This window comes from Streptococcus hepaticus (genome assembly GCF_043656315.1).
Classification (GTDB): domain Bacteria; phylum Bacillota; class Bacilli; order Lactobacillales; family Streptococcaceae; genus Streptococcus; species Streptococcus hepaticus.
Genome location: NZ_JBINIY010000065.1, coordinates 1 through 209, shown reverse-complemented (window position 1 = coordinate 209; position 209 = coordinate 1). Strand labels below are relative to the sequence as shown.

Annotated in this window: 1 pseudogene; it reads left to right on the top strand. The window is 40.7% G+C overall.

Annotated features, from left to right (window positions below):
• Nucleotides 1-209, top strand: a pseudogene (locus ACHUFA_RS11140) (IS3 family transposase); the annotation flags it as partial.

The window sequence follows — 209 nt, the reverse complement described above, 5'->3', positions numbered from 1 at the left end:
GGCAGGTATGAAACGAAGTGATCTTATCAAAGAATATGATTTAACGCCCTCAACCTTCGATAAGTGGGGTCGCCAGGAAAAAACAACTGGTTCGTTTAAAAGCATTGACAATCTTACGGAGGAACAGCGTGAGCTGATTGAACTTCGCCATAATCACTGCTAACAAGGATAAATATAGCATTTCAGACATGTGTCGCTTACTTGGTATA